23 protein-coding genes and 1 tRNA gene are annotated in these 21628 nt (G+C 65.1%); 6 read left to right on the top strand and 18 right to left on the bottom strand.

Annotation, left to right across the window (positions count from 1 at the left end; translation table 11 throughout):
• Positions 1-45: 45 nt before the first annotated feature.
• Positions 46-1338, bottom strand: a complete 1293-nt coding sequence (locus ACZK4Z_RS01390; RefSeq protein ID WP_125895967.1) for a tryptophan--tRNA ligase — start codon at positions 1336-1338, stop codon at positions 46-48.
• Between the two features lie 108 nt (positions 1339-1446).
• Here ACZK4Z_RS01390 and ACZK4Z_RS01385 point away from each other — a divergent pair, with 108 nt between their 5' ends.
• Positions 1447-2247 carry a hypothetical protein gene (locus tag ACZK4Z_RS01385; RefSeq protein WP_478450312.1) on the top strand — a complete coding sequence of 267 codons (801 nt, stop codon included), beginning with the start codon at positions 1447-1449 and terminating at the stop codon, positions 2245-2247.
• Between the two features lie 73 nt (positions 2248-2320).
• Here the strand turns inward: ACZK4Z_RS01385 and ACZK4Z_RS01380 are convergent, their stop codons facing one another.
• The 7 genes from ACZK4Z_RS01380 to ACZK4Z_RS01350 all read right to left on the bottom strand — a co-directional run bounded on the left by ACZK4Z_RS01380 (position 2321) and on the right by ACZK4Z_RS01350 (position 7024).
• Complete coding sequence (locus ACZK4Z_RS01380) at positions 2321-2542, bottom strand: CsbD family protein (RefSeq protein ID WP_004153772.1); 222 nt, start codon at positions 2540-2542, stop codon at positions 2321-2323.
• 202 nt (positions 2543-2744) lie between these two features.
• The gene (locus ACZK4Z_RS01375) at positions 2745-2882 is read right to left on the bottom strand and encodes an entericidin A/B family lipoprotein (RefSeq protein WP_008266021.1); all 138 of its coding nucleotides are present in this window, start codon (positions 2880-2882) and stop codon (positions 2745-2747) included.
• A gap of 162 nt (positions 2883-3044) precedes the next feature.
• Positions 3045-3965 (bottom strand): arginase, encoded by a 921-nt coding sequence (gene rocF / locus ACZK4Z_RS01370; RefSeq protein ID WP_049462319.1) that lies wholly within the window; start codon positions 3963-3965, stop codon positions 3045-3047.
• 256 nt (positions 3966-4221) lie between these two features.
• On the bottom strand, positions 4222-4707 hold the full coding sequence (locus tag ACZK4Z_RS01365) for a hypothetical protein (RefSeq protein ID WP_185749984.1): 486 nt from the start codon (positions 4705-4707) through the stop codon (positions 4222-4224).
• A gap of 60 nt (positions 4708-4767) precedes the next feature.
• Positions 4768-5070 (bottom strand): addiction module antidote protein, encoded by a 303-nt coding sequence (locus ACZK4Z_RS01360; protein WP_125895924.1) that lies wholly within the window; start codon positions 5068-5070, stop codon positions 4768-4770.
• A 353-nt stretch (positions 5071-5423) separates the two neighbouring features.
• Positions 5424-5780: a hypothetical protein gene (locus ACZK4Z_RS01355; RefSeq protein WP_125895925.1), complete on the bottom strand. Its 357-nt coding sequence runs from the start codon at positions 5778-5780 to the stop codon at positions 5424-5426.
• 305 nt (positions 5781-6085) lie between these two features.
• Complete coding sequence (locus ACZK4Z_RS01350) at positions 6086-7024, bottom strand: type VI immunity family protein (protein WP_049399856.1); 939 nt, start codon at positions 7022-7024, stop codon at positions 6086-6088.
• Positions 7025-8281: 1257 nt separating this feature from the next.
• On the opposite strand from ACZK4Z_RS01350, the gene ACZK4Z_RS01345 reads away from it, so the two are divergent.
• A complete protein-coding gene (locus ACZK4Z_RS01345) occupies positions 8282-8722 on the top strand; it encodes an SMI1/KNR4 family protein (protein WP_125895926.1) in 441 nt (146 codons plus the stop codon).
• Positions 8723-8876: 154 nt separating this feature from the next.
• Here ACZK4Z_RS01345 and ACZK4Z_RS01340 read toward each other — a convergent pair.
• From ACZK4Z_RS01340 to birA, 4 genes are all read right to left on the bottom strand, one after another.
• Positions 8877-8952 (bottom strand) — tRNA-Thr (locus ACZK4Z_RS01340).
• 40 nt (positions 8953-8992) lie between these two features.
• On the bottom strand, positions 8993-9841 hold the full coding sequence (locus ACZK4Z_RS01335; RefSeq protein WP_125895927.1) for an SPOR domain-containing protein: 849 nt from the start codon (positions 9839-9841) through the stop codon (positions 8993-8995).
• A 9-nt stretch (positions 9842-9850) separates the two neighbouring features.
• Complete coding sequence (locus ACZK4Z_RS01330) at positions 9851-10582, bottom strand: type III pantothenate kinase (protein WP_012509777.1); 732 nt, start codon at positions 10580-10582, stop codon at positions 9851-9853.
• Positions 10579-11547, bottom strand: coding sequence for a bifunctional biotin--[acetyl-CoA-carboxylase] ligase/biotin operon repressor BirA (gene birA / locus ACZK4Z_RS01325; protein ID WP_125895928.1), 969 nt, complete (start codon positions 11545-11547; stop codon positions 10579-10581). The genes ACZK4Z_RS01330 and birA overlap by 4 nt, the downstream gene beginning before the upstream one ends.
• A 144-nt stretch (positions 11548-11691) precedes the next feature.
• Between birA and ACZK4Z_RS01320 the strand changes: the two genes are divergently transcribed.
• Positions 11692-11970 carry a hypothetical protein gene (locus ACZK4Z_RS01320; protein WP_125895929.1) on the top strand — a complete coding sequence of 93 codons (279 nt, stop codon included), beginning with the start codon at positions 11692-11694 and terminating at the stop codon, positions 11968-11970.
• On the top strand, positions 11937-12728 hold the full coding sequence (locus ACZK4Z_RS01315) for a M90 family metallopeptidase (protein ID WP_478451131.1): 792 nt from the start codon (positions 11937-11939) through the stop codon (positions 12726-12728). Before ACZK4Z_RS01320 ends, ACZK4Z_RS01315 begins: the two co-directional genes overlap by 34 nt.
• Positions 12729-13538: 810 nt before the next feature.
• Here ACZK4Z_RS01315 and ACZK4Z_RS01310 read toward each other — a convergent pair.
• From ACZK4Z_RS01310 to ACZK4Z_RS01285, 6 genes are all read right to left on the bottom strand, one after another.
• Complete coding sequence (locus ACZK4Z_RS01310) at positions 13539-14963, bottom strand: ATP-binding protein (protein WP_032128221.1); 1425 nt, start codon at positions 14961-14963, stop codon at positions 13539-13541.
• A 25-nt stretch (positions 14964-14988) separates the two neighbouring features.
• Positions 14989-15672 (bottom strand): response regulator transcription factor, encoded by a 684-nt coding sequence (locus tag ACZK4Z_RS01305; RefSeq protein WP_004136763.1) that lies wholly within the window; start codon positions 15670-15672, stop codon positions 14989-14991.
• Positions 15673-15745: 73 nt separating this feature from the next.
• Positions 15746-16120 (bottom strand): hypothetical protein, encoded by a 375-nt coding sequence (locus ACZK4Z_RS01300; protein ID WP_005407693.1) that lies wholly within the window; start codon positions 16118-16120, stop codon positions 15746-15748.
• 212 nt (positions 16121-16332) lie between these two features.
• Positions 16333-17364 carry a tRNA dihydrouridine(20/20a) synthase DusA gene (gene dusA / locus ACZK4Z_RS01295; RefSeq protein ID WP_293794165.1) on the bottom strand — a complete coding sequence of 344 codons (1032 nt, stop codon included), beginning with the start codon at positions 17362-17364 and terminating at the stop codon, positions 16333-16335.
• A 206-nt stretch (positions 17365-17570) separates the two neighbouring features.
• Positions 17571-18221, bottom strand: coding sequence for a DUF6338 family protein (locus ACZK4Z_RS01290; RefSeq protein ID WP_049399849.1), 651 nt, complete (start codon positions 18219-18221; stop codon positions 17571-17573).
• Between the two features lie 144 nt (positions 18222-18365).
• Complete coding sequence (locus tag ACZK4Z_RS01285; protein ID WP_125895196.1) at positions 18366-19829, bottom strand: SulP family inorganic anion transporter; 1464 nt, start codon at positions 19827-19829, stop codon at positions 18366-18368.
• Between the two features lie 242 nt (positions 19830-20071).
• Here ACZK4Z_RS01285 and ACZK4Z_RS01280 point away from each other — a divergent pair, with 242 nt between their 5' ends.
• Positions 20072-21028, top strand: a complete 957-nt coding sequence (locus ACZK4Z_RS01280; protein WP_032128195.1) for a cation diffusion facilitator family transporter — start codon at positions 20072-20074, stop codon at positions 21026-21028.
• 111 nt (positions 21029-21139) lie between these two features.
• The gene (locus tag ACZK4Z_RS01275; RefSeq protein WP_065724136.1) at positions 21140-21565 is read left to right on the top strand and encodes an organic hydroperoxide resistance protein; all 426 of its coding nucleotides are present in this window, start codon (positions 21140-21142) and stop codon (positions 21563-21565) included.
• Positions 21566-21628: the final 63 nt, after the last annotated feature.

Raw genomic sequence — 21628 nt, 5'->3', positions numbered from 1 at the left:
GGCATCCGCCCTTCAACGGCGCCGACCAAGGTCGGCATCTACCGATCAGTCGGCTCGCAGCGCCGCCAGCGCGGCCAGCACTACATCCACTTCCGCTTCCAGCTTGAACAGCTCGCTCTGCAGCTGGTCACCCTGCTCGGCCTGCTTGATCACCGCGATCAGCTGGCCCGCATCGCGCGGCGAATCGAAACCTTCGCTCTGGATCAGCAAGGTGCCGTCACCAGCGGTCAGCTTGAAGTAGAAGCGGCCATCCTTTTCGCGGTACTGCTTGAACAGCGGCGGTGCCACGCGGGCCACGCCGGCATCCTCGCTGGCGATATCGCCCGCGCTGGACAGATCACGCAGGCCCACCGCGTGGCGCAGCTCGTCCAGCAGCGGTGCCGCCAGCTGCTCGCGCAGCTGCTGGCCACGGCGCTTGAGCAGCGCTTCGATCTTCTCCGGCTCGGCCATCAGCGCGTTGTAGCGCTCGCGCAGCGGCGACAGCTCGCTGTCGATGCGCTCGAACAGCTGCTGCTTGGCATCGCCCCAGCTGATGCCGGCGGCGAACGCCTTGGCGAATTCCGCGGTCTGTTCCGGGGTGGCGAACGCCTGGTACATCTGGAACAGCGCCGAGCCCTCGGTGTCCTTCGGCTCGCCGGGTGCGCGCGAGTCGGTCAGGATCGAGAACACCAGCTTCTTCAGCTCCTCGCGCGGCACGAACAGCGGAATGGTGTTGTGGTAGCTCTTGCTCATCTTGCGGCCATCCAGGCCCGCCAGCGTCGCCACCTGCTCGTCGATCACCACGTCCGGCAGCGGGAAGTACTCCTTGCCGTACACATGGTTGAAGCGCTGGGCGAAGTCGCGCGCCATCTCGATGTGCTGGATCTGGTCGCGGCCCACCGGCACCTGGTTGGCCCTGAAGATCAGGATGTCGGCGGCCATCAGCACCGGGTACATGAACAGGCCGGCGCTGACGCCTGCATCCTCGTCCACGCCTTCCTCGCGGTTCTTGTCCACGGCCGCCTTGTAGGCATGCGCGCGGTTGAGGATGCCCTTGCTGGCGATGGCGGTCAGGAACCACATCAGCTCGGTGGTCTCGCGGATGTCGCTCTGGCGGTAGAACCACACGTGTTCCGGGTCCAGCCCGCAGGCCAGCCAGCTGGCTGCGATCTCCAGGGTCGCGCGCTGGGTGCGCTGCGGGTCCTGCGACTTGATCAGGCTGTGCAGGTCGGCCAGGAAGAAGAAGCTCTCGATCCCCGGCGCGCGGCTGGCCGCGATGGCCGGACGGATGGCGCCAACGTAGTTGCCCAGGTGGGGCGTGCCGGAGGGGGTGATGCCGGTAAGGACTCGGGTCGTCATGACTGCGTGGGGTAACCTTCGATGAACGGGGCCAGTTTACCTTGCACGCCACCAACCCCGTCAGGGCCTGCGGCGCGTTCATTCACGCAACCCCGCTGGAGACGCCCGATGAAACGCCTGCTGCCCCTGCTGCTGATCCTGCCCCTGGCCGGCTTCCGCCCGGCCCCGATGCCGCCGCCGGTGTACGAGGGCGGCCCCGTGCGCATGGCCCTGGTCGACCGCAACCGCGGCACCGAACTGCGCAGCTACCCCGCCGAGGGCCAGCGCTGGGTGGCCGGCGAGCGCGGCCACCGCTACGCCGTGCGCCTGTACAACGACAGCCCGCGCCGGGTGCTGGTGGTGCTGTCGGTGGACGGCGTCAACGCCATCTCCGGCGAAGATGCCGATCCCTCGCAGACCGGCTACGTGCTCAATCCCGGCCAGCGCGCCGACATCACCGGCTGGCGCAAGAGCCAGGACGAAGTGGCGCAGTTCGTGTTCAGCAGCCCCAGCGGCAGTTATGCCAGCCGCACCGGCCGCCCGGACAACATCGGCGTGGTGGGCGTGGCGGTGTTCGAGGAAGCGCGCCGCTGGTACCCGCAACCGATCCTGCGCCGTGGCCTGCCGCTGCCAGCCCCGGCGGCGGAAGCGTCGGCCGATGCCAGCGCGAGCAGCAGCCGCATCGAGGGCTATTCCAGCAAGTCGCAGGCGCCAGCGCTGGGCACCGGCCACGGTGCTCGCGAGCAGTCTTCGGTGCGCGATACCGACTTCGAACGCGCCAGCCGCAGCCCCGCACAGGTACTGCAGCTGCGTTACGACAGCGCCCGCAACCTGCGCGCACGCGGCATCCTGGTGGATTCGCCCTCGCGCCTGCCGCGCGAGCCGCAGGCGTTCCCGAACCGCTATGTGCCGGACCCGCCGGCGCGCTGATCGTCCCGCCCAGACAACACAACGCCCGCAACCTCTCGGTGCGGGCGTTGTGTTGTGGGGGAAACCGAAGTGCTTACTTGTAGTCCGGGTAGTCCTTGCTCACGGCGTCCTGGAACTCACGCACTTCCTTCTCCGCGCGGTCCTTGGCCCAGCCATAACGTTCCTGCAGGCGACCGGCCAGATACTCGGCATTGCCTTCGGCCACATCGAAGTCGTCGTTGGTCAGATCGCCCCACTTGGCCTGGGCCTTGCCCTTCAGCTGCGACCACTTGCCGGAAATGATGTCTTTGTTCATTGCTGGGAGTCCTTGGTTGCAACGGCGTTCTTACCGTGGCTCCAGCTTCGCGCAGCGGCTGTTGAATACCGGTCAACCAGCAATGAAATAGATGCTCACCTGCTTGAATGGTTCACTCCGCTTCGACAGCACGCAGCGAAAAGCACGCACAAAAAAGGCCGGGGAAATCCCCGGCCTTTTCTCTTTCCGTTCCGTGCAGGGCTCAACGGCCCTTCGCGGTGTCCTCGACCTTCTCGCCCGCCTTCTGCACGTCCTTGCCGGCACCGGCAATGGTGTTGCAGCCGGCCAGCAGGGCCACCGAGAACATCGACAACAGCATCAGGGCAACTACGCGCTTCATGGGCTTCTCCTTGGGTTTGCCGCTACACCGCTTCATTCGCGGATGGGATTGTTTCGCTCGGCGGGAGAAGGCCAACGCCCACCACCGCCGCGTGAAGTGCAATCTGGCGGCAGTGGCGTGGAGCGGGCGTGAACGGATCACAGATCCGTTCAGGCGGCGCCGTCAGTCACGCATCAGGGTGGACTTGCCGAACAGGCTTTCGACCAGGTCCACGGCCAGTTCGGCGGTGGCATTCTGCTTGTCCAGCAAGGGGTTGAGCTCGACGATGTCCAGCGAACCCATGCGCCCGGTGTCGGCGATCATCTCCATCACCAGCTGCGCCTCGCGGTAGTTCACCCCGCCCGGCACAGTGGTGCCCACGCCCGGCGCGATGCTCGGGTCCAGGAAGTCCACATCGAAACTGACATGCAGGTGGGTGTTCTCGTCGATGCCGGCCAGTGCGGCTTCCACCGCGCGCTTCATGCCGTTCTCGTCGATGTAGCGCATGTCATAGACATCCACCTTGTGGGTCTTGATGAGGCGCTTCTCGTCCGGGTCCACCGAACGGATGCCGATCTGGTGCATCTGCGCCGGGGTGATCGCTGGCACGGTGCCGCCGAGGCGGGTCAACGCATCCGGGCCGAGGCCGCACAGGCAGGCCACCGGCATGCCGTGGATGTTGCCCGACGGGGTCACGTCGCTGGTGTTGAAATCCGAATGGGCATCCAGCCACAGCACGCGCAGGGTCTTGCCCTGTTCGCGGCACCAGCGCGCCACGGCGGTGATCGAACCAATGCCCAGGCAGTGGTCGCCACCGAGCATGATCGGCATGCGGCCAGCCTGCAGTTCGGCGTAGCTGGCTTCCATCAGTGCATGGTTCCACGCCACCACTTCATCCAGGTGGCGGTAACCCTCGACCGGGGCGGTCCACGGGTTGCGCGGGCCGTCCAGGTTGCCCAGGTCGCGCACGTCCACGCCGCGCGCCTCCAGCGCCTCCGGCAGGCCCGCCACGCGCAGCGCTTCCGGCCCCAGCCGTGCACCGCGATGGCCCGCACCGACATCGGTGGGAACGCCAATCAGGGATACGGAAATGGGATGGGCCATGGGTGCCTCCTGCGGTGGGGAAAAAGAAGCACAGTCTAGCCAGAGCTGTGTGACACCACTCGCGGCGGTGCAGCAGGGCGATCACATGGCATGATGCCGCGCGGACCCGACCGTCCTTCATGGAAGATTGCGATGTCGCCCTTCATCAATACCGCTTGGCCGCAATACAGAACAGTGGGATCCCCAACGTACAGGTTCAGCGCGTCACTACCCCGGCTATCGAATCAGGCAGACCCGCTCCTGGGATGAGCACACCCTATCCAAACCTGAAACCTGTTCTCGTTGAGCTGCAGCTGAACGAAGTAGATTCGCGCGGCGGCGCTGTTGCAGAGATGATCGACTCCACCGCGCGCCCCATGGCGCTTTCGATAAGCCCCGAACTCATGTGGTAGAGCTTCGTGCTGAATGACCGTGCCATCACCCGGATCACGCCTGGCACGCGGGCACACTGCGCGATCTCATTCGTCAACCATGACGGTGCGAAAGAGGTATTCCCCTGTGGCACGTTGGCCGCCTTCGGAGATGGATCGTCGACCAAGGGGTTGATCCGCATCATCCAGTTTGATTGAGCCTGTTCGCGCCTGACGTCTTGAGCTGGCAACGGTTGACAAGCAATGCATCGATGCGCCGCGTGACACACGAGCTGCTTCGAACCAGAATGGCCCAACGACTCCTCCTTTGCTGCGTCATTGAATTGACTCACCGGCTCGGGACGAAAAACCGCCGAAAGGCGGTTTTTCATGTTCGTTCCACCACCTTTGCGACCGGCGGCGCGCCGACGCATCAAGATCGGCGCATGTGCTTATGCTGCGCTGGCATGCAGGCGAACACCCAAGGCACGGGTGACTTTGAGGATGGTCGCGAAATCAGGGCTGCGCTCGCCCGACAGTGCGCGATACAGACTCTCACGCGAGAGGCCCGCCGCTCGTGCGACCTTGCTCATCCCTTGAGCGCGCGCGATGTCGCCGAGCGCCTTGGCAATGAACGCAGAATCGCCATCGCTTTCTTCGATGCAGGCATCGAGATAGGCCGCCATCTCCTCCGGTGTCTGAAGGTGCTCGGCCACATCAAATGCTTTGAGTTCTATCTTCTTCTTGATGGCCATGATGGGACAGCTCCAGTACTTCGGTATTGAGTCGTTTCACCTACAGCTAATTTGATACTCACAGGGCATGCGCAATCTCCTGGCCCTCTCGATATCGCGCTGCTGCACACCCTTGCCGCCTCTAGCCAGCAGACAAGTTAACTACCTACGCTACTGGCCGCAGCCTAAAAGCTACGCTCCTCAGAAGCTTGGTGGGCAATTCCACCGCAACAGCAGCCCGCAGGAAAATTCAGGTCGCTGGCCGCACGCCAGACTGGAGAACTTGGCAAGAACGGAAGCGAGAACGCGTTACCGGGATCAGCGTTTACTCGCTCTGATCACCTCACACAAACACGCAATACCCTGCGTTCTTATCAGTCGCATTGCGGCAACCTCCAACCCGCCCAGCCGTCTTGGCCGGGGTACATCGCAGTTCGATTGATCCAGTGAGCATCCATATCCCCAAACTCGCGCTCCCACAGTGTCCACTCCGAGGTGGCCAGCAATCGCCCGTCGCGGCTGTACACCCTGTAGTAGTAGCTGCTGCCGAACAGCGATGCGATGCGCCCTCCGAGTCCGGCGGCACTGTAGCGCCGCGTATAGGTCTTGAGCACGCAGCTGCCATTCTGGCTGTCGGCACTGCGCAGCTCTTTCCCGGCATCGGAAGCCATCTGCCGCACCATCAGCCAGCTGGCAAACAGCAATAAAAGCAACGCAACCAGGCAAATCAAGACGCCTCCTGCAGCCCGCCTAGACTTGTGGCTACCTGCATCATCTGAATTGTTACCTATCAACTTCGACTTTACCCAGAGGAACAAGCGAAAATGCTTCTAGTGGATCGCGGGCAGCATCCAATGAGAGCTGCAAACGAGGATCACCCAGCTCCAAGTCACAGGGTGAGAAGATGCGATGCGAAGCTACCAGCGTTGCACCCGTATCGAGAAAGAACGGCGCCGCCTACCTTTTTGCAGGGTGCGTCGGCGCGCAGGTCTCGAGACTAACTATCCCACCGAATCAATGGTGGGCGCTTCCCGCATCAGTTCTGGTCAAACCTTGCGTACCAGCGACTTGATGGGTCCTTGTCACGGTCCTCGCCATCGAAAGAGTAGGATTGCAGTTCGTCTTGGTCCGGCGAGCGCAATGGCCTCATCACCCGATTGACAGTTACATATCTCACAGGCGGCTCAGTCTCTGAGCCAAGCTCGGGCCGCGCACCCGCCCTGATCGCCAATCCACCGGCATACTCCAGGCATTGGATGCCTTCGTGCGACGAAAGATCGGTTCGAACCAGATCCAATCCGCCCAACCTCTCCAGCAGAGGGCGACTCACGAGGGTGAGCCAGTTGATCCCTTTGATGAAGCCGGCCAGCTTGAGCGAAGCTGCATAGGCGTGCGTATCGGCCTCCAGGCCCGGATACGTCCGCGCGATCGCATACTCCAGGTGTGAACAACTGTCGAAGTCGTAAGGCAGCACAGGAGACAGACCGGCATAGCCATGCTCAGCATCGACGCGGTCGGCTAGTCGCATCACCCATGCCTGAAAGCGGTCAACATCATCCTGGCTCTTCAGCATCTGCCAAGGCATTGTCATTTTGATGTATGAGCGGCTGACGGACTCACATACTTCACGCTCTGTCAGCACCTGCAGGCAATGCGATTCCGCTTCATGCACCGACCTCGCACTGTTGATGTTTAGCTCACGACCTTCCCCTTCCGCGCTGAATCGCTCCAGCGCGCTCTGCAATTTCCCGGGCGTCAACCGACCACGACGCCGGTATACGATCGCGCGAAGGACGTCACCGAACTCCGCATGGAAATCGCTGAAGCAGGCCGCTATCCTCTTTCTTACCGCAGGGTGGTAGCCATGTCGAAAGTAGAGCGTGGCAATCAGGCCAAGCCTGATGACTGGCCGGCCTTTTGCGTTATTGAGTTCGATCTTGTCGACTTCACGTTCGATGTCGTCGATGCAGCTCATCGCGATCTTTGGTCTCTGTGTTCCCGAATCGTGCTAGGCGCGTTCAGTCGGGATCGGTGGGGATCATCGCGACCTGCATTGCTGCGCAGCGACGATAGACGGGGCAGCCGATCCAGCGCGCCAGATGGAGACGCGGCTTGTCGCGAACCTTTGGGCAATGGGACGGGTCCGGTGAGAATGGAAGAAGGTGACGGTCACGGATCACCTTCCGCGAAGGACCGCAGCTTGCGCAGCAGGGTCTCGAGTGGATCCGTGTAGCGTGTTCTTGCGTCTACGTCCCGAATCACTGAGACAAGCCCGCTGCAAATAGCAACTCTAGAGCCACTCGGGCGCCAATGGAATGCAACAAGTTTGAAATTGATGCGGCACCTTGGTGCAGAAGAAGCGGCCGAGCTGTGCGCCGGATGCTTAGCCCGGGACACAACGGCGCTCAGGCTTGGTCGTTGAGCCGAGTCGCCCGCTATGGCTGCAACCAGAGCTCCCTGGCCCTGCCCCGCACCTAAAGACAGATACTGAACGCGATGGAGGCGATTGCGGCCTTGCCTATGACGGACTTTGTCGCTATCAGCACGATGATCGCCAGCGCCTCTGGCAGAAAGCGAGCCAACAGTGTGCCGCCACAGGCATCGCTCAATCCCGACGGGCAATCCGATACGTGTGTCAGGGCTGCCGATTTAAACTGAAGCTTGCTCGGACTCAAGCCTGCCCCTTCATTTCGCTTTATCTTGGTTACGCAGAGTCAACCGCCAGGTGATGCCATTCCGGCTGATGACCTGACCATCAGGCAGATCGATCTTACCTGGATCGTCATCCATTCGTTAGTCGACGTCAGATGCCTGATCCGAGTATGCGCTGGAGCTCCAAGGAGCACTGGACTCGGACCGCACAAGGGTGAACGCTGGCGAGGAACGGCAGGTGGAACTGGGCTTGCCAGCATTCTCCTCTCCAGTGATGGAGCACCGAGGCACATTGCACCTCCCTTGACTATCGCACAGCCACGACGCACTAGCACCCAGAGCGCGCCGCTGGGGAAGCTCAAAGCGCGCTGCGTTATGAGCTGCATCGCCACTGCAGCCAGTACCGGGCGGCACCAGACGGCGGATTCGATCAAACTGGCGGGAGGGTTAAACAGCAAGCTGTATTTGCCTAGCCCTACAGGGGGTGAATCAAGAAAAACCTGCACTGGCTTTACCGCGCGCGAGAACAAGATACAGGATCAACGGCGCTAGGCCGATCCAAGACAACCGAGGGATACAAATGAATTTTCAAGAATTCTCTAATCTTGTTGCCAATAAAATGCGCACGAACCCTATCTGGTTTCAATTGGAGAGTGATTCACCCAGCAGCAGAGAAGAAATTTCTCAGCTGGAGGCGAATATCGGCGCACAATTGCCGGATGAATACAAACAGTTCACAACCAAGTATGGCAGCGGGTACTTTGCTTTCGGGATTGTTTACTCGCCTAGCCTTAGTAGCGCCTTTCCATTGGAAAAGAAAAATCTAACAAATCAAGCCATTCGAAAGAACTACATAATATTTTCTGAAAACGGATCAGGCGATTACTACGGATTTCGGTCGACAGAAGAAAAATGCTCCTCTGAAGTATTTTTATGGGACCACGAGTCGGAAGAATGGAGTGAGACAGAGCACTTCAATCTTTTTGCATTCCTTGCCTCAACAGCGCTCAACAACAGATAAAACTCAGCTTACAACTACCGTATGTGCGCCCCAATTGCCCCCCACGCAGGCGGATGCTCATGGACAACCGGGGACAAAAAATCACAAAAAAACCCGCCATTTCAGCGGGTTGATTGTTCCCCGTGGACATGTGCGGATGCCAAGGGATCGAAGATGGTGCCGCTTATCCGAATCGAACGGATGACCTACTGTTTACAAGACAGTTGCTCTACCAACTGAGCTAAAGCGGCAAGGTTGGATCACCGGCGGCAGCGCCGCGGTGGGGGGATTCTAGCGCAACCGTGTGCATTCCAGCGACCGGCTCTGTGCCGCCCCGCTGCGCTGCTGGGCCTGGGCCGGCTGCGTGCCCGCCGCCAGCTGCCCTTCCAGCCACCACTGGCCGGCGTCGCCACTGGCGACCAGGCGCGGCTGGAAGCCGGCGGCCTGCACCGCCGCCATGCGGCGCTCGGCGCCTTCACGGTTGCGGTACTGGCCCAGCGCCACGGCGTTGATGTCCTCGCCCTGGCTGATGATGTAGTAGTCGCTCAGGCCGGCGGCGACGATACGCTTCACCGTGGCTTGGGCTTCTTCGCGGCTGGCGGCGGCCGGCAGCATCACCCGGAAACGTGCGCTGCCGCTGGCAGCAGGCTGTTCGCGCAGGCGCACCTTACTGATGACGTTGCCGGCCTTGCCTTGCGCACTGGTCGCAGCAGCGCGGTCGGCGAACGGGCCCAGCGCGATGCAGCGCGGCGGCTCGGCAGCCACGGGTGGGGTTACGGGTTTTTCCGGCGCCGGGGCCGGTGCAGGCGGCGTTACCGGCTTGGCAGCGGCAGCAACCGGCGTAGCCTCAGCCACCTGTGGCTTGGCAATTTCCGGCGTGGCCGGCGTGGCCGGTGCAGGCGTCGCAGCCACAGCGGTCTTCTCCGCCGGTTCGCGTTCCACCAGCGGCGCGGTCGGGGCGGCGGCAGTGGCCTCGGCGGCCGCAGCGGCATCCACGCCACCGGGCACCCACCGCAGCTCGGCTACGCCAGCCGGTTGCGGCGGCGGCGCGGGCGGTTGCGGTGCATCGCGCAGCAGCCACCAGCAGGCGACGCCAAGATTGAGGATGGCCAGTACGACGATCAGGGCACGGGTCAGCATGCGCGGATACTAGCCTGCGGGCTGGTGCACCGCCCAGCGGGCGAGGCCATCCAGCACCAGCGAGGGGTGGTAGTCGGCGCCGGGCAGCAACGGCATCAGCGCCGGTGCGCCGCCACCGTGCACCAGCAGCGACGGTGCCACGCCCAGCAGCGCATGCGCCTGCTGCGCGCTGCGTTCGATCAGCGCCACGGCGGCGCCATCGCAGCCGGAGGCCAGCGCATCGGCGGTGTCGTTGGCGAACTCGCTGTAGTCACCCCCGGTGGCCGGCAACTGCACGGCACGCGCGTGCAGCGCTTCGCGCATGGTGGTGGGCGACGCGGAAATGCGCCCGCCGTGATGCTGGCCATTGGCGTCAAGGAGATCAATCGTCAGTGCGGTGCCCACGCCGACCACCAGCACCGGGCGCTGCGCCTTGGCCGCAGCCAGCAGGGCCAGGAAGCGGTCGACGCCGAACTTTTCCGGCTTGGCATAGGCAATGCGCACGCCCGCGCATTCGGCGCTGGTGCGCACCACGTGCACGTGTTCGAAGCGGCGCTGTAGCTGGTCCAGCATGGCGCTGGTCAGCGACGGTGCGGCCACGCTGGCCACGAACGCGGTGGTGCCGCTGGGCAGGCTGTGCGGCGGCTGCCCGGCCATGCCTTCGGCGCCGTGCGCCCAGGCCTGTACGTCGCCGGCGCGGTCACCCTGCAACGGCGCGAACTTGAAGCGCGAGTTGCCGAGGTCGAACAACCAATCGCTCATGCCGCCCTCACGCTGACTTCGCCGGCGTGCAGCAGGCGTTCCTGGCCATCAATGCGCACGCGCAGCGCGCCGTCATCGGCCAGGCCAAGTGCGGTGCCGTGCTGCCACTGCCCGTCCAGTTCCACGCGCACTTCGCGGCCGGCCAGCATGTCGAAGGCGGCGTAGCGCGGCAGGAACGGAGCGAGGCCTTCGCGATCGAATTCTTCCAGCGCCGGCAGCAGCCGCGTCAGCACGGCAGCAACGACCACGTTGCGGTCCACCGGCTTGCCAGCCAGCGTATCCAGGTCTACCCACGGCTGGGTGATCTGCTCGGCGAACGACGGCGGCATGTGCGTGTTGATGCCGATGCCGATCACCGCGCGCGCCGGGCCGGCGTACTCGCCACCGCCTTCTGCGAGCAGGCCGACCAGCTTGCGCTTGCCATCGACGATCAGGTCGTTCGGCCACTTCAGCTGCGCCTGGGTGTAGCCCAGGTCGTGCAGCGCTTCGGCCACGGCGATACCGGCCACCAGGCTCAGCCCGGCCAGGCGGCCGAGGCCACCGGAGTACAGGCGCAGCACCGACAGGTAGATATGCGCGGCCAGCGGCGAGGCCCAAGCACGGCCGCGACGGCCACGGCCGCCGGTCTGGCGTTCGGCCAGCAGAACGCTCACCCCGCGCTGGGGCGCGCTGCAACGCAGCAATTCGGCGTTGGTCGAGTCCACCGTCCAGGCCACCTGCAGCTCGTGCAGCAGGGTCTGGACGTCGGCAGGCAAGCCGGCGCGGATCGCGTCCGGGTCCAGCAGGTCGACCGGACGGGTCAGGCCATAGCCTTCGCCAGCACGGCCCTCGATGTCCACACCGGCGGCCCTAAGTCCTTGAATACGCTTCCAAATGGCCGCCCGGGTCTGGCCCAGCTCACGGGCCAGGGCGTCGCCGGACAGGCGACCGGCAGCGAGTTTGGCCAGCAATTGGCGATCGTCCACGGCAGCTTCCACGAAGTCAGGAAGGAATTATGCGGGAAAGCCGCCAGCGACGCCCGCCACGCTGGGTTCCGCGGGGGCTTCCAACGGGGCGCCGGGTTCGGGCTAGAATCGGGAACTCACCCTCCCTTAACGTGGATGTCGTCAATGCGCCGTTATGCCCATTGCCTGATCCTGCTGCTGATGCCCTTCGCGGCGTCTGCGACGGCAGCGCTGGACGACAGCCGTGGGGCCTGCGTGTCCTCCAATGGCGATGCCGCCTCGCAGCGCGCGCCCACCGCCAGCGCATCGGCCGCCAGTACCAAGGCGGCGCCGGTACGCCCGGCGGCCAGCACCACCACCGGTGGCGGTGGCAGCGACGACGACGTGCTGCCGCGCATCCGCGCGCCGAAGTGGCACAGCTACCTGCCGGGAATGTTCCGCTGATCAAGTCGTTGCTGCAGTGGCTGCGGCCTGCGCCGCGGCCGATCGACGATGCACTTTGGGAAGACGCCTGCCGTCGCGCGGCGTGGCTGCACGGACTGGACGACGAACGCCGCGCGCGCCTGCGTGTGCTGACCACGCGCTTCCTGCATGAGAAGACCATTACCCCGATTGGTGAGCTGCAGCTGCAGACCGGCGATGGCGTGCTGCTGGCCGCGCTGTGCTGCCTGCCGCTGCTGCAATTCGGCGAGGTGGGACTGGAAGGCTGGTCGCAGCTGATCGTCTACCCGGATGCATTCCGCGTGCACCGCAGCCACATGGATGCGGCCGGCGTGCTGCACGAGTGGGATGACGAACTGATTGGCGAATCGTGGGACAGCGGACCGTTGATCCTGTCCTGGGCCGACGTGCAGGCCGACCTGGCCGCGCCACACGAGGGCTACTGCGTGGCGGTGCACGAGATGGTGCACAAGCTGGATGCACTGGATGGTGCGATGGACGGCACGCCGCCGCTGCCGCGCGCATGGCAGCGCGAGTGGGCGGCCACGTTCCAGCAGGCTTACGATGCCTTCTGTGCCCAGGTCGATGCGGGCGAAGAAACGCTGATCGATCCGTATGCGGCCGAGGCACCGGAAGAATTCTTCGCGGTGACCAGCGAGTACCACTTCTCCGCGCCGGATCTGCTGCAGCAGGCGTTGCCGGACGTCGCTGCGCAACTGCGGCGGTTCTATGGCAAGCCGCCGACGATCGAAACACGGTAGTGCCGGTCGCTGGCCGGCACCTTGGCAATGCCACCGAAGATCATGAGGTTGCCGGCCAGCGGCCGGCACTACCGGAACACCACGCGTTATTGCGCAGGCGATGGCCGGCGGACGGGAACGCGCGGCTGCGGCGGTTCTATGGCGAGCCGCCGGCGATCGAAACACGGTAGTGCCGGCCGCTGGCCGGCACCTTGGCAATGCCACCGAAGATCATGAGGTTGCCGGCCAGCGGCCGGCACTACCGGAACACCACGCGCTGTTGCGCCAGGCGATGGCCGGCGGACGGGAACGCGCAGCTGCGGCGGTTCTATGGCGAGCCGCCGGCGATCGAAACACAGTAGTGCCGGCCGCTGGCCGGCAACCTGGCAATGCCACCGAAGCTCATGGGGTTGCCGGCCAGCGGCCGGCACTACCGGAACACCACGCGCTGTTGCGCCAGGCGATGCCCGGCGGACGGGAACGCGCAACTGCGGCGGTTCTATGGCGAGCCGCCGGCGATCGAAACACGGCAGTGCCGGCCGCTGGCCGGCACCTTGGCAATGCCACCGAAGTTCATGAGGTTGCCGGCCAGCGGCCGGCACTACCGGAACACTACGCGCGGTTGCGCCAGGCGATGCCCGGCGGACGGGAACGCGCAACTGCGGCGGTTCTATGGCAAGCCGCCGGCGATCGAAACACGGTAGTGCCGGCCGCTGGCCGGCACCTTGGCAATGCCACCGAAGTTCATGAGGTTGCCGGCCAGCGGCCGGCACTACCGGAGCACTACGCGCTGTTGTGCCAGGCGATGCCCGGCGGACAGGAACGCGCGAGTTACGGCCCCGGCGGCAGGCGCACTTCGAAACGGGCGCCGCCCAGTTCCTCGGAGCGGCCCACAGCCAGTTCACCGCGATAATCCTTGATAAGGTCCTGCACGATCGACAGGCCGATGCCGTGGCCCTGCACGCGCTCGTCGCCACGCACGCCACGCTGCAGCACCTTGCCGATGTCGTCCGGGGCGATGCCCGGGCCATCGTCGTCCACCGCCAGCAGCAGGCCGGCGCGGCGCGCGTTCGGTGCCGGCAGCGGCTGCGCGGTCAGCAGCACGCGGCGGTTGGCCCACTTGAAGGCATTCTCCAGCAGGTTGCCCAGCAGTTCCTGCAGGTCACCCGGTTCGCCGTGGAAGCGTGCGGCCGGGTCGATATCGAATTCGCACAGCACGCCCTTCGAGGCATAGACCTTTTCCAGGCCACGCACGATTTCCTCGGCGTTGGATTCGATCGGCAGCGGCGCGGAGAACAGCTTGTGGCCCGACGACGCAGCACGTGCCAGCTGGTAGGAGACCAGGTTGTTCATGCGCTGCAGCTGCACGTCCAGCTCCTCGCGCAGCGCACCATCGCCCGCGCCGCTGTCCATCTGCGTGCGCAGCACCGCAATGGGCGTCTTCAGGCTGTGCGCCAGGTCGGCCAGGGTATTGCGCTGACGCTCGAGGTTCTCGCGCTCGCTTTCAATGAAGGCGTTGATGCTGTCGGTCAGGGGTTCCAGCTCGCGCGGGTGGCGCTCGCTCATGCGCGCGGTCTCGCCACGCTGCACCTTGGTCAGCTCGGTGATCACGCGACGCAGGGGCCGCAGGCTCCACTGCAGGATGACGGTCTGCAGCAACAGTAGGATCAGGCCGATGCCGCCCAGGTAGAACCAGACCCGGCCACGGAACACACGCAGCTGCGCACCCAGCGCGCGCGAGTCTTCCATCACATAGATGGTGTACGGGAATTCGGTAGCGGGGTCGGCGTCGGCGTCCCACACCAGGCCCAGGCCGTACCGGTACACCGAGCCCTGGCTGCCGTCGATCTGGATCATCGGCAACGGGCCTTCGAACACTTCCTGGCGTGGCGCCAGCAGGCCGCCGCCGACGGTGGGCAGCATCGGGCCTTCGGCGGACATCGAATTGCCCTTGCCGTGCGGCATCACCACCTGCAGGTACAGGCCACTGCCCGGCACGTCGAAGCGCGAATCCGGCGGCTGCTCGCGGATGTACAGCGAGCGGTCGCGGGTGAAGTCGATGCCGGCCGCGTAGGCCGTCGCGTAGTTCTTCAGGCGCTCACGCAGGTTCGCCTTCGCCGTATCGGCGAAGGCGGCATCGAGCGCGTAACCGGCCAGTGCCAGGAACGCGACCAGGCCCACGGACGCGGCGAGCATCTGGCGCGCCTGCAGTGAGCGCGGCCGCCAGCGTCGGAAGAACCACAGACGGCCGGACATCGTGTTATCGCCAGGGTGAGCCGGCTCAGCCCTCGTTGCGCGGGATCGCGAAACGGTAGCCGCGACCGCGCACGGTCTCGATCGGCTTCAGCTCGCCATCCGGGTCCAGCTTCTTGCGCAGGCGGCCGATGAAGACTTCCAGCACGTTCGAGTCGCGGTCGAAGTCCTGCTGGTAGATGTGCTCGGTGAGGTCGGCCTTGGAGACCAGTTCACCGGCGTGCATCATCAGGTACTCCAGCACCTTGTACTCGTAGCTGGTGAGGTCGACATTGCTGCCGGCCACGCTAACGGTCTGGGCAGCCAGATCCAGGGCGACCGGGCCGCATTCCAGCGTCGGCTTGCTCCAGCCAGCGGCGCGGCGCAGCAGCGCGTTGACACGGGCCAGCAGTTCTTCGACGTGGAACGGCTTGACCAGGTAATCATCGGCGCCTTGCTTCAGGCCTTCGACCTTGTCCTGCCAGCTCGAACGCGCGGTCAGGATCAGCACCGGGAATTTCTTGCCTTCGTCACGCAGGGCCTTGATCAGCTCCATGCCCGACATCTTGGGCAGGCCGAGGTCGATGATGCCGACATCGAACGGAACTTCGCGCCCCATGTAGAGGCCTTCCTCGCCGTCCTGCGCAGCATCGACGGCAAAGCCTTCGCGCTTGAGCCGGGCTGCCAGGGTCTCACGCAGCGGGGCTTCGTCTTCGACCAGAAGGATACGCATGAACTCTCCCTAGTGTCCTGGGTGTGGCCCGGAGGCCTGTGGGGTACGGGTTGATAGCGACGACTATCCCTGTTCAGGGGTTATCGCCGCGTAGTGATGACATATCCGACCGCGGCGTGCGCGGCTGTGAACGCGACGGCGCGGGGTCGTCCATGTAGCGGACCCGGCCCCGATCGTCCATGTACTTCACCCGGTTGATATCACGACCGTCGAACGGCACGCGCTCGGCGCCGAGGATGTGGCCGCCGGTGGTGCGCTGCACGCGGCGCACGGCATCGGACAGCGAACGCTCGTCGCCACGGCCACCGCGCTCGCCCCGCTCCATCATCTCCGCCCGCCCCTGGTCGCCGCGCGGCGGCTGTTGCGCCAGCGCCGAAGACAGCGGCGCAGCCGCCAGCACCACGCAGGTGGCCAGGGCAATGCGGCGATGGAAGGGAGCGGAAGACATCGATGCGATCCTAGCCGAGCACGGCGATTCGTTCAAAAGTCGTAAATCCGGCGCCGGGTTCGAAACCCAGCGTTTTACAAATCTTTTGCAAATTCTTGGTTTACAGCGGTGAATCCGGTCTGAACTTTTCCGGCCCTGCGCCCGAGTCGTTCAGCTAAGTGAACATTCGGGACGAATCGCCGTCCCTTGTCAAGTCAGGAATGTGACTGCGGTCACGCTGCGGCGCGATCAGCTTCGCGGTCGGTGACCGCCAGGGCCTGTTCGATCAGGCTCCAGCCGGCGCCCGGACGGTGTGCGCCCTCGCTCAGCACCTGGCGGAATGCGCGGCCGCCGGGCTGGCCGTGGAACAGGCCGAGCACGTGGCGGGTGATGTGCTTCAGCGCCAGGCCTTCGCCCAGCCGCGCCTCGATGTAGGGGCGCATCGCGCGCAGCAGATCGCCACGGGCCTGCAGCGGGACGCCGGTGTGCAGCGCGTCCAGCTGATGCAGCAGGTAGGGGTCGTGGTAAGCCGCACGGCCCAGCATCACGCCATCGACGTGCGCGGCCTGCGCCTGCACCGCCTCGAGGCTGGCCAGTCCACCGTTGATCACCACCGGCAGTGCCGGGCGCTCCTGCTTCAGGCGGTAGGCCCAGTCGTACTTCAGCGGCGGAACCTCGCGGTTCTCCTTCGGCGACAGGCCCTTCAGCCACGCGTTGCGCGCGTGCACCACCACCATCGCCGCACCGGCGGCAACCTGGCAGTCGACGAAGCTGGCAAACACGTCGTAGTCGTTGTCCTCGTCCACGCCCAGGCGGCACTTCACCGTCACCGGGATATCAACCGCGTCGACCATCGCCGCGACGCACTTGGCCACCAGCGCCGGCTCGCGCATCAGGCACGCGCCAAAACGCCCGGCCTGCACGCGATCAGACGGGCAGCCGCAGTTGAGGTTGACCTCGTCATAACCCCATTCGGCGGCGATGCGGGCGGCCTGCGCCAGCAGCGCTGGATCACTGCCACCCAATTGCAGGGCCAGCGGCTGTTCGCTGCGGTCGAAGCCGAGCAGGCGCTCGCGATCGCCGTGGATGACCGCGTTGGCGTGCACCATTTCCGTGTACAGGCGCGCGCCCGGCGCCAGCACGCGATGGAACACGCGGCAATGGCGGTCCGTCCAGTCCATCATCGGGGCAACGGACAGGCGCAGGGAATCGGCGTAACGGGCGGTGGCGGACGTCATCGGGGCATTGATCGTGGAGACTGGCATTGCCAGTGAGATCAATAGTTTACACCGGGCGGCTGAATGCGCCCGGTCAGCCGCGCGGCGAGCGCCGGTTGGGCCCGGCTCCGGCTGGCGGCCGGGGCGGGCTGGGCGGTGGCGGCGGACGCTTCCTGCCCTCGGGGAGCTTGGGGTTCGCGTTCTCCATGGATACGACCAACTGGTCCAGTGGTGGGTTGGAACCCTTCCTCAACTTAGCCATCGTCTGTCTCCTGGAGAATCTCGACCCACTGCACATCCACTGCGTGAATCAGTATGCCATCGAGCTGCGGAAGCTCGACCACGGCGGGGCTGGCCACGGGATCCGCTGCTGGATCGGCACCTTCATCGGGTGGATCCGCATCCACCAGCCAGGCCGGCATCTGCATGTAGAACTGTCCCGCAGCGGGGCTGATCGGCCACTCCTTGGGGTAGCCGGTCAATCGACGGCCATCCTTCAATTGCAGCACCACGAAGGCAGGACGCGTACCCAGCACGCAGTACCACTCGCTCGGGTGGGATGTCCTCGTGGTGAAGCCTGCACGACGGAGAACCCTGTGGAGGGAATCCTTGTTCGCAGCGAGGGCCAATCCTGCCCCCAGCAGTGCGGCGAGGACAAAACCCCATAGCAGGCTGCTGGTCTCGGTCCAGGTCCCCAGCACAAAGCAGCGACCCGCCAGCAGGAGCATCAGTTCGGTGAACTTCACCAGCACCTGGACCGCGAAGGTGAACACCAACGCTTCCACGGTCCGTTCGAACTGCGGCGGCTTGGGATGGGATGTCAGCCCATAGAACACCCATGCAGACAGGAAACCCGGCAGCAGAAAGGTCAGCAGCGTGGTGGCGTTGTTGAAGAGCGAATCCATTCCGGCAGAAGTACTCCGTCGTGAGGATCACAACGGAGCACGATCGCGGCGATTCTTCCACCTTGGGTGGGGTTCACAGGCTGAAGATGCAGCAACCGCAACAGCGGCCATGGCGTTGCAGTTGCTCCACGAGAGCCGATAGCGTCAATGCGCGCTGCCAGCAGCGCCTTTGCCACCCACCTGTTCAATGAGGGTCTGGCTGGCCGCATTGAGCCCCACCACCGTCACCTCCGCCCCATGCGCGGCCAGCTTTTCCTGCGCCCGCTCCAGCGCGGCCACGGCAGTCAGGTCCCACAGGTGCGCATCGCGCAGATCAATCTGTACCTTCGGCGCCACGTGCTGGTAATCGAACGCCGCACCCAGCTGCCCTGCCGAGGCAAAGAACACCTGCCCACGCACGCGGTAGACCTGGGTGTCACCGGCATCGTCGCGCTGCACGTCCAGCATGCGGCCGACCTTGCGTGCGAAGAACAGGGCCGACAGCAGCACACCGCTGAGCACGCCCTTGGCCAGATCATGGGTGGCCACGGTGACCACCACGGTCAGCAGCATCACCGCGGAGGAACTACGCGGATGCGTGCGCAGGTCGCGCAGCGAGCGCCAGCTGAAGGTGCCGATGCTGACCATGATCATCACCGCCACCAGCGCCGCCATCGGGATCTGCCGCACCAGATCGCTGCCGTACACCACCAGCACCAGCAGGAACACGCCGGCCACCAGGCAGGACAGGCGGCCGCGGCCACCGGAGGTCACGTTGATCACCGACTGGCCGATCATCGCGCAGCCGGCCATGCCGCCGAGGAAGCCGGTCACCGTGTTCGCCACGCCCTGGCCGACACATTCGCGGTTGCGCTCGCTGGGCGTCTCGGTGATGTCCTCGACGATCTGCAGGGTCATCATCGATTCGAGCAGGCCGACCACGGCCAGCGTGGCCGACACCGGCAGCAGGATGCGCAGCGTTTCCCAGGTGAGCGGCACATCGGGAATGAGGAAATGCGGCAGGCTGTCAGGCAACTGGCCCATGTCACCGACGCTGCGTACGTCAACGCCGAAGCCGATCACCACGGCGGTCAGCACCACAATGGCCACCAGCGGTGATGGCACGGCGCGGGTGAGGCGTGGCAACAGGTAGATGATCGCCAGCGCGGCGGCGCACAGCACATAGACCGTAGGACCGCGACCGATCAGCTCGGGCATCTGCGCCAGGAAGATCAGGATCGCCAGCGCGTTGACGAAGCCGGTGATGACCGAGCGCGAGACGAAGCGCATCAACGAGCCGAGCTTGAACACGCCGGCCAGCACCTGCAGCAGGCCGGCCAGGATGCTGGCGGCGAACAGGTACTGCAGGCCATGGTCCTTGACCAGGTCGACCATCACCAGCGCCATCGCACCGGTGGCGGCGGAGATCATGCCAGGGCGGCCGCCAGCAATGGCAGTGATGACGGCAATCGAGAACGCGGCGTACAGGCCAACCTTGGGGTCGACGCCGGCAATGAGCGAGAACGCGATGGCTTCGGGAATCAGGGCCAGGGCGACGACGATGCCGGACAGCAGGTCGCCACGGATGTTGCCGAGCCATTGCTGGCGCAGGGGGTAGGACGTTTGCATGGGAAAGCTCCGCGCACAGGCGGGCGTGGCCGCATGGCGCTGCAGTGGAAAGACACGGGTTCCTGAGCCGGGCGGGCCGGCTGCCGATGTGCGGCAAGGGTCAGGGTGGCGTGATCACTGCAGGCGGGCGTCGGTACGTGGGAGGGGCGCAGTCTACGGGAAGCGGCCCCACGGGGGTAGCGCGGTTGGCCGGCGAAGGCAGCGAAAGGCAGCGGAGCCTGGCTCCGCTCTACAATTGAACCATGGCCGCCAACCGCCCGCAGTTCTTCGACCCCGCCACCGAACAGGGCGTGCTGCGCCTGTCGATCGCCGCCTCGCTGCTGCTGGCCGCCGCCGCAGTGGTGTTCGGCCTGCTGGCCAATTCCTCGCTGATCATCTTCGACGGCATCTACGGCCTGATCGACGTGGTAATGACCTGGCTGTCGCTGCTGGTGGCGCGGTTGATCGCGCTGTCCACGCAGACCGACGCCCTGCAGTCGCGGCTCAACCAGCGCTTCACCATGGGCTTCTGGCACCTGGAGCCGATCGTGCTGGGGGTGAGCGGCACGCTGATGATCGGCGCGGCGCTGTATGCGCTGGTCAATGCGGTGGACGCGTTGATGTCCGGGGGCCGCCACATCGCCCTCGGCCCGGCCATTGCCTTCGCCGGGCTGTCGATCGTGGGCGAAGGCGCGCTGGCCTGGTTCATCCTGCGCGCCAACCGCCGCATCGGCTCGGAGTTCATCGCATTGGACGCGAAGAACTGGGTGATCGCGGCCAGCATGTCGGCCTGCTACCTGCTGGCTTTCCTCGGCGGCGTACTGGTGCAGGGCACGTCGCTGGCGTGGGTCGGGCCGTACATCGACCCGGCCATCCTCGCCTTCGTCTGCGTGCTGGTGATGATCGCCCCGCTCGGCACGGTGCGCCGGGCGCTGGCCGGCATCCTGCTGGTCACCCCGCCGGAACTGCAGGCCCATGTGGATGCAGTGGCACGCGGGATCGTGGCCAAGCACGGCTTCGTCGAGCACCGCAGCTACGTGGCCCAGGTGGGGCGTGGCGAGCAGATCGAGCTGTTCTTCGTGGTACCGGAAAACGACCCGCCGCGGCCCCTGGTGGAATGGGACCAGCTGCGCGACGAGATCGGCGATGCACTGGGCGAGGCCTCGCCGGACCGCTGGCTGACCATCATGTTCACCACCGACCGCGAGTGGACGATCTAGGCCAGCAGGACGATCGATCAAGTTTTTCGTACGCATTGCAACCCAACGTACGCAGAAACCGGGCAAAGTAGGCTCCAACGCAACACCCACCCACCGACCAGGAGCATCCCGATGTCCATCGAAAAGGTTCTGTACACCGCCCAGGCCACCTCCACCGGCGGCCGTGAAGGCCGTTCCGTCTCCTCCGACAACGTGCTGGATATCCAGCTGTCGACCCCGCGCGAGCTGGGCGGCGCCGGCGGCCCGGGCACCAACCCGGAACAGCTGTTCGCCGCCGGCTACTCGGCCTGCTTCCTGGGCGCGCTGAAGTTCGTGGCCGGCCAGGCCAAGGTCGCGCTGCCGGCCGACACCACCGTGACCGGCAAGGTCGGCATCGGCCAGATCCCGACCGGTTTCGGCATCGAAGCCGAGCTGACCATCAACGTGCCGGGCGTGCCGCGCGAGCAGGTGGAAGATCTGGTGCAGAAGGCGCACATCGTGTGCCCGTACTCCAACGCCACCCGCGGCAACATCGACGTGACGCTGATCGTTGCCTGATGCGGTGATGCCGGCCAGCGGCCGGCACTACCACTGCAGAAAAAAATGGGCGGATGCCGGTCG

It is taken from the genome of Stenotrophomonas sp. 71799_Sma (assembly GCF_056482505.1).
Note: the sequence above shows the minus strand (reverse complement) of the source record. Positions and strands in the feature narration are given on the sequence as shown.

What these genes read in the sequence shown, in the direction of transcription:
- ACZK4Z_RS01350 (WP_049399856.1), bottom strand. Translation starts at nt 7,024, where the DNA reads ATGAGCTGCATCGACGACATCGAACGTGAAGTCGACAAGATCGAACTC.
- ACZK4Z_RS01335 (WP_125895927.1), bottom strand. Translation starts at nt 9,841, where the DNA reads ATGCTGACCCGTGCCCTGATCGTCGTACTGGCCATCCTCAATCTTGGC.
- ACZK4Z_RS01290 (WP_049399849.1), bottom strand. Translation starts at nt 18,221, where the DNA reads ATGGATTCGCTCTTCAACAACGCCACCACGCTGCTGACCTTTCTGCTG.
- ACZK4Z_RS01375 (WP_008266021.1), bottom strand. Translation starts at nt 2,882, where the DNA reads ATGAAGCGCGTAGTTGCCCTGATGCTGTTGTCGATGTTCTCGGTGGCC.
- ACZK4Z_RS01380 (WP_004153772.1), bottom strand. Translation starts at nt 2,542, where the DNA reads ATGAACAAAGACATCATTTCCGGCAAGTGGTCGCAGCTGAAGGGCAAG.
- rocF (WP_049462319.1), bottom strand. Translation starts at nt 3,965, where the DNA reads ATGGCCCATCCCATTTCCGTATCCCTGATTGGCGTTCCCACCGATGTC.
- ACZK4Z_RS01385 (WP_478450312.1), top strand. Translation starts at nt 1,447, where the DNA reads ATGAAACGCCTGCTGCCCCTGCTGCTGATCCTGCCCCTGGCCGGCTTC.
- dusA (WP_293794165.1), bottom strand. Translation starts at nt 17,364, where the DNA reads ATGCCAGTCTCCACGATCAATGCCCCGATGACGTCCGCCACCGCCCGT.
- ACZK4Z_RS01300 (WP_005407693.1), bottom strand. Translation starts at nt 16,120, where the DNA reads ATGTCTTCCGCTCCCTTCCATCGCCGCATTGCCCTGGCCACCTGCGTG.
- ACZK4Z_RS01305 (WP_004136763.1), bottom strand. Translation starts at nt 15,672, where the DNA reads ATGCGTATCCTTCTGGTCGAAGACGAAGCCCCGCTGCGTGAGACCCTG.
- ACZK4Z_RS01365 (WP_185749984.1), bottom strand. Translation starts at nt 4,707, where the DNA reads ATGAAAAACCGCCTTTCGGCGGTTTTTCGTCCCGAGCCGGTGAGTCAA.
- ACZK4Z_RS01360 (WP_125895924.1), bottom strand. Translation starts at nt 5,070, where the DNA reads ATGGCCATCAAGAAGAAGATAGAACTCAAAGCATTTGATGTGGCCGAG.
- ACZK4Z_RS01320 (WP_125895929.1), top strand. Translation starts at nt 11,692, where the DNA reads ATGCGCCGTTATGCCCATTGCCTGATCCTGCTGCTGATGCCCTTCGCG.
- ACZK4Z_RS01280 (WP_032128195.1), top strand. Translation starts at nt 20,072, where the DNA reads ATGGCCGCCAACCGCCCGCAGTTCTTCGACCCCGCCACCGAACAGGGC.
- ACZK4Z_RS01330 (WP_012509777.1), bottom strand. Translation starts at nt 10,582, where the DNA reads ATGAGCGATTGGTTGTTCGACCTCGGCAACTCGCGCTTCAAGTTCGCG.
- ACZK4Z_RS01275 (WP_065724136.1), top strand. Translation starts at nt 21,140, where the DNA reads ATGTCCATCGAAAAGGTTCTGTACACCGCCCAGGCCACCTCCACCGGC.
- ACZK4Z_RS01345 (WP_125895926.1), top strand. Translation starts at nt 8,282, where the DNA reads ATGAATTTTCAAGAATTCTCTAATCTTGTTGCCAATAAAATGCGCACG.
- ACZK4Z_RS01285 (WP_125895196.1), bottom strand. Translation starts at nt 19,829, where the DNA reads ATGCAAACGTCCTACCCCCTGCGCCAGCAATGGCTCGGCAACATCCGT.
- ACZK4Z_RS01310 (WP_032128221.1), bottom strand. Translation starts at nt 14,963, where the DNA reads ATGTCCGGCCGTCTGTGGTTCTTCCGACGCTGGCGGCCGCGCTCACTG.
- ACZK4Z_RS01390 (WP_125895967.1), bottom strand. Translation starts at nt 1,338, where the DNA reads ATGACGACCCGAGTCCTTACCGGCATCACCCCCTCCGGCACGCCCCAC.